Source organism: Deltaproteobacteria bacterium, assembly GCA_003696105.1.
Taxonomy (GTDB): Bacteria; Myxococcota_A; Polyangia; order Haliangiales; family J016; genus J016.
This window is the reverse complement of record RFGE01000377.1, coordinates 1-10,007: the sequence shown is the minus strand read 5'-3', so window position 1 is coordinate 10,007 and position 10,007 is coordinate 1. Positions and strand designations below refer to the sequence as shown.

Here is a 10,007-nt window from a genome sequence, read left to right as displayed (position 1 = left end):
TGGATCGTTCGTTGGGTCGTCCACCGGGCCCTCGGTGGCGGACGCGCGGTCGCGGCGCCCGACTGGATCGACGCGGCCGACAACCCGCTGGGCCTGTCCGGATTCGTCGCGCAGTACCGCAAGGCGGTCACCGCCGCGACACCCGCCGAGCGAGAGCGCCACCTCGCCGGCGCCCTCGTCGCGGCCGGCGCGCTGTTGCACGTACTACAAGACATGGGCTCGCCGTCGCACGTCCACGACGACCTCGCCGCCCATGCCCGGCGCCTCAGCGACGACCCGCTCGACCTCGGATCGCGCTTCGAACGCATCGCCGCACTCGCATTCGGCCGCGTCGCCGTCCCCGCGCCGGCCGGCGACGTCGCGCCCCCGCGCAGCGTGCGCGACCTGTTCGTCGACGGCCGCGGCGGCGGACTCGCCGAATGGACGGCGGCCCGGTTTTGGTCCGACGGCACCCTGCCGCGGGCCATCCGCGTGCGACCGGGTCAACGGGCGTCCGCGCTGGCCGCGGCGCTCGCCGCCGCGCTGCGCGCGCCGGCGCCGGCGCCCTCGGCAGCCGAACTCGACCTGCTGGCCGCGGCACGTCCCGGCGGCGCGACCTGGCGCGGCGCCGGCGGCGTGTGTCTGGCGCGCTACCGCATCGACCACCGCCGGTTGACCTGGTGGATCGACGACGATTGCGCGCTCGAACAGATCGCCGCGCTGTTGCCGGTCACCGCACGCTATAGCGCCGCGGCCCTCGACTTCCTGTTCCGCGGCGCGCTGTCGCTCGCCCCGGGCCGCGGGCGCGCCGTCGTCGTCACCAACGCCGGCGCCGCCCTCGGGGCCGGGACCCTCACCGTACTGTGGGACGATGCGCGCGGCGTGCGCACCCCGCTGCGCGCGCCGATCGACGTCACGAAAGCTGCGGCCGGCGAGCGGCTCGCGCTCGTCGACGAGTTGCCTGCGGGGGCGCGGGCGGTCGCCGTGCTGTTCGACGGCGTCGATGCCAACGGCCAGCCGGTCGTCGCCGCGGGCTGGATCGACCTCGCCCGGCGATGACCGCCGACGCCGGCCGGTTCGACCGCATCGATCGGTTCGTCGCCCGCTACGCCCCGGGCGTACACATCTTGCGCCCGCCGGCGCCTCGGCGCGCGATCGCGGCGCTGCCCGCACCACTCCAGCCGGTCTATGCGTGGCACGACGGCGGCGAGTTGTTCCACGGCGCGCTGACGATCCTTCCGGCCGCGGACGTCGTTCGCGACGCCGATCGATGGCGCGTCGCCGACGTCGGCCGCGACACGATCTACGTGGACGCGCGCGGCGCGGTGTGGCGACTCGACGGCGATATCGGCGATTGGATCCCGGACGGGACGTCGTTCGACCGCTGGCTCGACGGCTGGCTCGAGGGCGAGGCGGTGCTTTACGACCGCGACGGCGAGTTCCGCGACTTCGGCGTCGACGAAGCGGGCGACCTGACCCCCCAGGCCGCGGTCGCGCGCGAGCGGCGCGCCCATGCGCGCGACCGGCGGGCCGCCGGACCCTGGTGGCGGCTGTGCCGCGCGCTGGTGCGCACGGGACAGACCGACGCGGCGCGCGCCGAACTCGAGCGGCTCGTCGCCACCCACCCGCGGTTCGCGTGGGCATGGCTCGACCTGGCGCGGATCAGCGCCGCGGCCGGCGAGTTCGCCGGCGCCGCCGACGAAGCGATGGCGGCGGCCGAGGCCGCCCCCGACGGCGAACACACGGCCTATTTTTGGGCGTGCGCGGCCCGCTACGCCCGCGCGGCCGGCGATGAGCCGCAGCGCGCGGCGTGTGCCGCGCGCGCCCTCGCGCTGGCGCCGGACCTCGCGCGCGCCCAGCGCGACGGCGCGGCCGCGCTGGCGCGCGATGGCGACCGCGAGAGCGCGGCGGAACTGGTCGCCATCGCGCTGGCGCTCGCGCCGCGCGACCTCGACGCGCTCGCACTGTCGCGCGCGCTGGCCGACGATCCGCCGTAACGACGTCGAAGCCGTGCGGCCGCACCGGACCGGCCCGCCGGCGCCCCGCGAGCTACCGCGCGCCCTCGCCGGCCGGCGCCGCGCTGGCGCTCGCGGCGGCGCGCTCCTGCGCGATCTCGCGCAACACCGACGCCTCCATGCACGTCCACGACTCCGGCCCGGTGTAGTCGCCGGTGTTGACGTAGACGACGCCCGAACTGCGACGGCACCACGGCCGGTCCGGGCACGGCGCGCATGCGGCGAAGTCCGCGAGGCGCAGGCCGCGGATGCGCTCGAACACGGGCGACGACGCCCAGATGTCCGCGAACGACTGCTCGCGCAGGTTCCCGGCACGGATCGGCGCGCCGATGCACGGGTAGACGTCGCCGTTGGACGCGATGGCGACCACGCTGCGGGCACAGCTGCACTGCGGCGCCGCGTCCCGGCTGCACGACGCAGCCGACAGGAACGGCGCCAGCGGTCCGCGGTACAGCGCGCGCAGGGTGTCCCGATCCACGCGCAGATCGAGCGGTTCGTCGGTCCCGTCGTAGCGCCGGGTGATCTGCGGGTCAATCCCGCAGCCGACGCCGAGTTCCTGTGCGAGCGCAACCATGTCCGCCACCTCGTGCGCGTTCGTCCGCACCAGGCACAGGTTGAGGTGGACGCGCATGCCGACGTCGAGCGCGGCGCGCACGCCGGCGACGGTGCGGTCGAACGACCCCGGCGCGAGCGTGAACGCATCGTGCGTCGCGGCGGACGCGCCGTACACGCTCACATCCACCCGGCCGCACCCGGCATCGCGAAGCGCGCGCGCGCGATCCACGAGATGCATGCCGTTGGTCTTGACCGCGACCGAGAACCGCCGCGCGACCGCGTGGCGCACGAACTCGTAAATCTGCGGGTGCAGCAGCGCCTCGCCGCCGGTAAACGTGAGGAACAGCGCCCCCGCGGCCGCGAGCTGGTCGATCGCGTCGACGATCTCGGCGCCGGACAGTTCGGCGGCGGCGCGCGCGATCGGCAGCGGCTGCGCGCGATCGAAGTTGTAGCAGTGGACGCACTTGAGGTTGCAGCGAAGCGTCACCTCGATCGTCGCGTTCACCGGCACGCACCGGGAAAACGCCAGCTGCTGCAGGTTGCGCCGCGGATCCGCCGTCATCGCCGCCGCCCAGTGTAGCCCGAATCGACCGCGCACGGCGGCTAATCGGGGCGTTCCCCGTCCGCCCAGTACAGCTCGACGCGGTTTTTGCCCGTCCGCTTCGCGCGGTACAGCGCCGTGTCGGCCCGCCGCACGACGTCGTCTGCGGTCCCCTCGCCGCTTTCCGGGTAGGCCGCGATGCCGAACGACGCGGTGACGGAGATCGTACCGCCGTCATACGGAACGCGCGCCGCCTCGATCAGCCCGCGAATGCGTTCCGCGAGGTTGTAGGCGTCCAACAGCGGCGTGCGCGGCAGCACGATCGAGATCTCCTCGCCGCCGTAGCGCGCGGCGGTGTCGACGCCGCGCATGTTCCGCCGCACGATGTCGGCGACGGCGACGAGCACCGCGTCGCCCGCCGGATGGCCGAGCGAATCGTTGAGCTGTTTGAAGTCGTCGATGTCCATCATGACGACCGAGAACTCCGTACCGAATCGGCGCGCGCGTTCGATCTCCTCGGCGAGCCGCGCGTCGAAGTAGCGGCGGACGAACAGCCGCGTGAGCCCGTCGACCATCGCGAGTTCGTACAGGTGGGCGTTTTGCAGCGCCACCGCCGCCTGCGCTCCGATCGCCTCGAGCAATCGCCGATCGTCGGTGTCGAACGCGCCGCGCTGGCGACTCTGCACCGCGAGGACGCCGACCGCCTCGCCGTGGACGACCAACGGAACGCCCAGCCACGAGCGTACGCCGGACGCGGCCGCCGCGTCGAACGGGCTGCGCCGCAGGTCCGCGATCATCAGCGACTCGCAGCGGTCGAGCACCCACCCGGAGGGGCCGTCGCGCCCCGCGACGTGGAAGCGCTCGAAGCGGCCGCGGTCGCGCTCGTACGCATCGACCACCAGGCGCTCGCCCGCCTCGTCCGACCGCGTGCGATGCACGAGCGTGAGCAGCTCGGCGCGCGGCAGCGCCTTGACCGTCTCGCGCGCAACGGCGTCGACCAGATCGTGCAGTTGGAGCGACTTGGCCAACTCCCGCGACGTGGCGTTGAGCGTCTCGAGTTCGACGACACGCCGTTGCAAGCGCAAGCCGATGCGCCGCAGCCGGAAGAACACCAAGTTGATCAGCAAGTAGGTCGCCGCCAACAGAAGAAAGCCGAGCGGTTGGTCCCGCCGGTACAGCAGAACGACGACGACCGCCAGCGGCAGCAGCGACGCCTCCGCGACGATACCGGGCAGCGCCACGCGCCGCACGTACGACGCGAACGGCCGGCCGAGAATGCGCAGGCGCACGCCCTGGACCGCGTAGTGCACCGCGAGGAAGCTGCCGCCGAGGGCAAACACGAGCCCGAGCGCGTCCGACTCGCGTTCGATGCCGGTAGACAGATCGAATCCGTCGACGGCCAGCAGCCACCCCAACCCCATCAGCAGCGCGCCCGACATGCCGCCGAAGTACAGAACGTACGCGATATCGTCGAGCCAGGTGTGTGCGACCGGATTGGCGCGGCGCTCGCCGAGGCGGCGCACGAACGCGTCGAGCGACAGCGCGACCGCGACGAGCCACCCCGAGGTCACCGAGCCCAGACACACGGCCGCGGCGATCAGGAACCCCGTGTCCAGAGACACCGCGACCTGCGGCAGCATCGGCAACGCCATCCGCCGCGCCACCACGATCACCAGCAAGAACGCGGCCACCGCGACCGCATCGGAGGCCCGCGCAGACGCTGGCGCCCATCCCGGTATGACGGTCGCCGCCGCCAGCAAGCCCCACCCGAGCACGGCCAACGCCATCGTGAACGCGACGTGCAGGGCACGCCGCTCGGGCGCCGGCGGCACGACGGGCGATGTCAGGTCGACGCGGTCCACGGAGGCTGTGATAGGGTGAGCCCGTTTTTCAGGCCGACGGAGGATAACGTCTCATGGGGCTTCTCGACGGGAAAGTTGCAGTCATCACCGGCGCCGGCGGCGGTATTGGACGCGCCCACGCGCTGCTGTTCGCCAAAGAAGGCGCCAAGGTCGTCGTCAACGACCTGGGCGGCGCACGAGACGGTACCGGTTCCGATGAGACCGCGGCCGCGAAGGTGGTAGCCGAGATCGTCGACGCCGGCGGCGAGGCGGTACCGAACTACGACGATGTCTCCGAGCGCGCCGGCGCCGACAACATCGTCAAGACCGCGCTCGACGCCTTCGGCAAGCTCGACATCCTCGTCAACAACGCCGGCATCCTCCGCGACAAGACGCTGTTGAAGATGACCGACGAGATGTTCGACATCGTCGTCAAGGTCCACCTGCGCGGTACATTCCTGTGCACCCGCGCGGCGGCAGCGCACATGAAGGAACGCGGCGAGGGCGGACGCATCATCAACACGACGAGCGTGGCCGGTCTCATGGGCAACTTCGGCCAAACCAACTACGCGGCGGCCAAGGCCGGCATCTACGGCCTCACGCGCACCGTGGCAATGGAGCTGAAGAAGTACCACATCACGTGCAACGCGCTCGCCCCCATCGCCCACACCCGGCTCACAGCCGATCTGCCGATGATGCAGGCCATGCCGAACGCCAAGGAGCTGCTGGCGCCAGAGCACGTAGCGCCGGCTGCCGTGTTCCTCGCGTCCGACCTGGCCGCCGACCTCACCGGCGAAGTCCTGGCGGTCGAAGGGCCGCGCATGTACCTGTTCAGGATGGTGCGGACCGACCCCGTCCTCCCGCGAGGCCCGGAGGGCTGGACCGCGCAGGAGATCCGCGAGCGCTGGTCCGAGATCGCGGGCAAGTAGGCGGGGCGGCCCCCCGCGTCCGACGCCGGCACCGCGCTGCACGCGCCGCGTCCGGCCAGCGGGCGCGCCACCCCGGCCCCTTCGCGCGGCCTGCGCAAGGTCCGGGCGGCCGTCGAGCCCGCTACAGGTCGATGACGACCACGCCGCGCTCGGTGTCCTCCTTGGGAGGCTGGGCGGCGTCGCTGTCGGGCACGGGCGCGTAGACGGGGATTTCGACCCGCCGGTGTTCGTGCTCGCGACGGCGCTCCTCTTCACGGCGCTTGATTTCTTCGATTACCCAGGGGTCCAGCATGGCTTTGCGCTCACAGTGTGGATCGTCCGGATTCGCCCCGTCCTGATACGGTCAGTGTGACATGCACGATGCATGCCCCGCAAACCGCGGCGGTCGCTCCTCTCGTAACGAGCCAGAATCATGATAGAGCCGGAAAACACCTCGGCACGAAACCCGTCTTCTAGTTCACATTGTGCCTCGAAATCGCGACACGCAACGCCCCAGATCGCGACGTGCCGCGCCGTCGTCCCCACCGGTCGCATGAGTTTCGCCACGTTGCGCGGCGGCTCCGCCCTGACTTTTTTGCGGAGTCGAGCGGGCGATCGCGCCGCGCGCCGGTGACCGGCGACCTCACCGGGGTGCGGCACCCCGAGCGCCGCACCCCGGCAGGGGCGGGCGGGACGCCGCCCGCCGAGCTGCGCGCCGCGTCATCGCGGGGACGGCAGCGAACGCTCGCTCCCCTCGGCGTCCGTGCCCGACGCGCGGATCCCCGAGCCGCCGGGACGGACTCGCCCCCGGAGCCGCGTCATCGCGGGGACGTGCGACCGCGCCGCGCGCCGGCCGCGGACTCGCCCCCGGCCCTCGCCCGCCCCGTCCGCCGCGCCGTCAGTCGATGTCGAGGATCTTCCAGCGGCCGTCTTCGCGGACGAATTTCACCTCGCCGTCGCCGTACACGAGCCGCGCCTCCTCGCCCTTTTGAACGATCTCGCCGTCGACGGCCTGCGCGATCTGCTCCATTTGCGCCGCGATCTCGTCGCGCCGCGGGCCGGTGAACTGCCGCTTGACCGCATCGACGTCCATCCGCTCGGCGTACCGCGCCGGTACGAACTGCAGCATCACGTCCCACCGCGCGAGCCGATACGCGCGCAGAAACGACCGGAGCGCCTCGCGTGGCGTCGACTGCCCGTAGAACGCGATCGGGTTGGTCGCGAGCCGCCAGCGCCCCCCCTCGCGCACGAGCCGCAGCACGTCCCCCTCGCCATAGCGGACCTCGGCGACCACCTCGACGGCGCGCACCTCCCCCTTGAGCCGGCGCGCCGTCTCGCGAACCTCGCGCTTGTTCGCACGCATCATCCGCACGAACTCGTCCCGGCCGACGTGCGCGCGAAATCGCTCCGACATCATTTCGTAGGCCTTGTCGTAGTCGCCCGCGTCGAGCGCGGCGCTATATTCGGCCAGCGTCGACACCGCCGGCGGTGTCGATGCGCGGCAGCCGGTCGCGAGGCCGGCGGCGACCACCGCACTCGCGAGCGCGTTGATGACGGTCCTCATGCGACTCCTCGGCCGCTGTTATAGCGCCGCGCAGCCCGCGCGGCCAGCGCGGGTCGCCGCGGCGTTCGCCCTCGCCGTCGCCGCGTGCGGCGTCTCCGACGACCTCGACCGCGCCGACGCCCTCGCCCGCCAGCACCGCTGGACGGAGGCGGTCGACGCCTACGAGGCGGTGCTCGCGCGCTATCCACACAGCTATGCCGCCGCCTGGGGGATCGCCCGCATCTACTGCGTCGAGACGCACCACTACGACAAGTGTCTGCGCTGGACCGACGTGCTGCTCGACGCCTACCCGGACGACGTACGCTACCGGCGGGCGCGCGCCGCCGGGCTACGCGACCGCGCCGCCGCGCGCCGCCGCGCGGGCGATCGCGCCGGAGCGGCCGCCGACGAGGCGCAAGCGGCCGCGCTCGCGCCGTGACCGTCTGTCACCGCGCCGCGCGCCGCGCGCCGATCGCGCCGCACGCGGCGGCGATCGCGAGCGCCGCGGTCGGCACCAGCAAGGCCGACCGAAGCCCGACGGCGTCCGCCGCGAGGCCGACGATCCAGGCCGACGGAGCGGTGCCGACGAGGTGCATGCTCGCGATCAGCGCCGCCTGCGCGGTGGCCGCGCGCGCCGGCGGCACGAGGTCGTCCACCGCCGCCGCCAGCGGCCCGTGATACCAGGAGATGAAGTACATCAGCCCCCACGCCACCGCGTAGAACGCCCACCCGCGGTCCGTGTAGATCGACGCGAGCGCGAACGGCACCGCGAGCGCCAACCCGGCGGCGAACGCGGTCAGCCGCCCGCCGCGCCGGCGCCGCGCGATCCAATCGCCGATCGCACCGCCCGACCACACGCCCAACAGGCCGCCGGTGAGCGCGCACCCGCCGAAGAACAGCGTGCCGGACGCGACCGAGAACCCCTTGGTGCGCGCGACGAAATCGACGAACCACGCGAGGTAGCCGCCGGCGGCGAACGCGACGCACACCGCGCCGGCCATGAGCCATCGCAGCGCCGGGACGCGGAGCGTTCCCGCGCAGTCGGCCGCGAACTGCCGCCACGTCGGCGGCGCGACCCGCGCCGTGCGCCGCCGCGGCACGCGTATTCGCGCGGCCAGCGCGGCCAGCACGGCCGGCGGTCCGGCGACGAGCAGCGGTCCGAGCGGGTATCCGCACACGGCGCCGATCGCGAACCCCGCCGCGCCCCCCGCGAACAGACCGAGGTTGAAGATCGACAGCGTGCGCGCCTTCGCGCCCGCGGGGAACGCGTCGCACAACAGCGCGTTCGCCACCGGCACCAGCGCGCCGGTGCCGAGCCCCGCCACCGCGCGGGCTGCCAGCAGGTCGCCGCGTCCGCCGGCGGCCGCGACGCCGAACGCGCCGGCGCACCACACGCTCGCCCCGATCGCGACGACCTTGAGCCGGTCGACGTGGTCGGCCAGCCAGCCGGCCGGGATCGCGGCCACCGCGTGAGCCGCCATGAACGCGGTCGTGAGGAGGCCGAGGTCGGCGTTGGTGAGAGCGAACGACGCCCGCAGGTCGGCGTACATCGGCAACACGACGTTGCGCGTCGCGTAGTGGAAGAAGTTGAGCGCGGCGAACACGGCGAGCACGTAGGCGCCGCGAAACGGGGCGGCGGCCGTGCTCGCGCGGTCGACCCGATCCTCCATGTCCCCACTCGGCCGGCGCCCGCCAATTACGGTGCGGGCGCCGGCTGTGGTCATAGCACGGCGGGCCGCGCCGGTCGCGCATCACGGCGCCTCGGGTTGGTCTCCCGCGGCGGCATGCTCGGCGCCCGTCGCGGCCGCGCCGTCGAGCCGCTCGAGGTGGCGCGCCGCGAGCGTCGACCCGCGCAGCGCGGCCTTCTCGTACGCCGCGCGTGCGTCCTCCGGCCGGCCGAGGCGCTCGTAGGCGACGCCCAGGTTGTTCCACATGTACGCCTCGACGCGGCTACCGGACGTCGCGCGCTCCAGCGCCGCAGCCGCTTCCTCCCACCGTTCGAGTTGTCCCAGCGCGAGGCCCAGATTGTTCCACGCCCAACCATACGCGGGGTCCGCTTCGGTCGCGCGCTCAAACGACGCCACCGCGGCGTCGATCTCTCCCGCCATCAGTTCCGTGCGGCCCATCGTATTCCACGCCGACGCCGACTCGGGCGCCAGTTCGAGCGCCCGCTCCGCGTGCGGCCGCGCCCCATCCGGCCGGCCGCGGCGCAGGTACACCCGCGCGATCCACTCGTGCGGCGCTGCGCGCTCCGGTTCGACCGCGGCGGCGCGCTCGAAGTGCGCCAACGCGCGCTCATAGGCTCCCTCGCGCACCAGCCGGCGGCCGGCCTTCATGAGTTCGGCATACGACGTCGGCCGCGCGGGCGCCGCCCCGCCGGCGGGCCGATGCGCGGATTCCGCGGGCGCCGCCCCGCCGGCGGGCCGATGCGCGGGCTCGGGCGCCCGCGCATGCCCGGGCGGCCCCGGAATGTCGGTCCCTGGCGTCGCGGGCGCGGCGGCTGGGTCTCGCGCGCCGGCCCGCGCCGGCGATCGCACGGCGGACGACCGCGCACGCCGGGATGCTTCCCGCTCGTCGCCGCACGCGGCGACGGCAAGCGCAGTGGACAACAGTACGGTAGCGATC

The 10,007-nt window shown here is 73.5% G+C and carries 9 protein-coding genes; 4 read left to right on the top strand and 5 right to left on the bottom strand.

Annotated elements, in window-relative coordinates; translation table 11 throughout:
* Both D6689_22970 and D6689_22965 read left to right on the top strand, forming a co-directional pair.
* On the top strand, nucleotides 1-1,038 hold a 1,038-nt coding region (locus tag D6689_22970; protein RMH36055.1), incomplete at its 5' end, for a hypothetical protein.
* On the top strand, nucleotides 1,035-1,976 hold the full coding sequence (locus D6689_22965; GenBank protein RMH36054.1) for a tetratricopeptide repeat protein: 942 nt from the start codon (nucleotides 1,035-1,037) through the stop codon (nucleotides 1,974-1,976). The genes D6689_22970 and D6689_22965, both read left to right, overlap by 4 nt.
* Before the next feature lie 52 nt (nucleotides 1,977-2,028).
* Here D6689_22965 and D6689_22960 read toward each other — a convergent pair whose 3' ends face one another.
* Together D6689_22960 and D6689_22955 are read right to left on the bottom strand one after the other, a co-directional pair.
* The gene (locus D6689_22960; protein ID RMH36053.1) at nucleotides 2,029-3,111 is read right to left on the bottom strand and encodes a radical SAM protein; all 1,083 of its coding nucleotides are present in this window, start codon (nucleotides 3,109-3,111) and stop codon (nucleotides 2,029-2,031) included.
* 41 nt (nucleotides 3,112-3,152) lie between these two features.
* Entirely contained in the window at nucleotides 3,153-4,952 is a 1,800-nt protein-coding gene (locus tag D6689_22955) for a sensor domain-containing diguanylate cyclase (protein RMH36052.1), read from the bottom strand.
* A 53-nt stretch (nucleotides 4,953-5,005) separates the two neighbouring features.
* Here D6689_22955 and D6689_22950 point away from each other — a divergent pair, with 53 nt between their 5' ends.
* The gene (locus D6689_22950) at nucleotides 5,006-5,860 is read left to right on the top strand and encodes an SDR family oxidoreductase (protein ID RMH36051.1); all 855 of its coding nucleotides are present in this window, start codon (nucleotides 5,006-5,008) and stop codon (nucleotides 5,858-5,860) included.
* An 877-nt stretch (nucleotides 5,861-6,737) separates the two neighbouring features.
* Here D6689_22950 and D6689_22945 read toward each other — a convergent pair.
* On the bottom strand, nucleotides 6,738-7,370 hold the full coding sequence (locus D6689_22945) for a hypothetical protein (protein ID RMH36050.1): 633 nt from the start codon (nucleotides 7,368-7,370) through the stop codon (nucleotides 6,738-6,740).
* 19 nt (nucleotides 7,371-7,389) lie between these two features.
* On the opposite strand from D6689_22945, the gene D6689_22940 reads away from it, so the two are divergent.
* Nucleotides 7,390-7,821, top strand: a complete 432-nt coding sequence (locus D6689_22940; GenBank protein ID RMH36049.1) for a tetratricopeptide repeat protein — start codon at nucleotides 7,390-7,392, stop codon at nucleotides 7,819-7,821.
* Between the two features lie 7 nt (nucleotides 7,822-7,828).
* Here D6689_22940 and D6689_22935 read toward each other — a convergent pair whose 3' ends face one another.
* Together D6689_22935 and D6689_22930 are read right to left on the bottom strand one after the other, a co-directional pair.
* The gene (locus D6689_22935; GenBank protein RMH36048.1) at nucleotides 7,829-9,106 is read right to left on the bottom strand and encodes an MFS transporter; all 1,278 of its coding nucleotides are present in this window, start codon (nucleotides 9,104-9,106) and stop codon (nucleotides 7,829-7,831) included.
* Nucleotides 9,107-9,133: 27 nt separating this feature from the next.
* Nucleotides 9,134-10,007, bottom strand: an 874-nt coding sequence (locus tag D6689_22930) for a tetratricopeptide repeat protein (GenBank protein ID RMH36047.1), incomplete at its 5' end; no start/stop codon positions are given.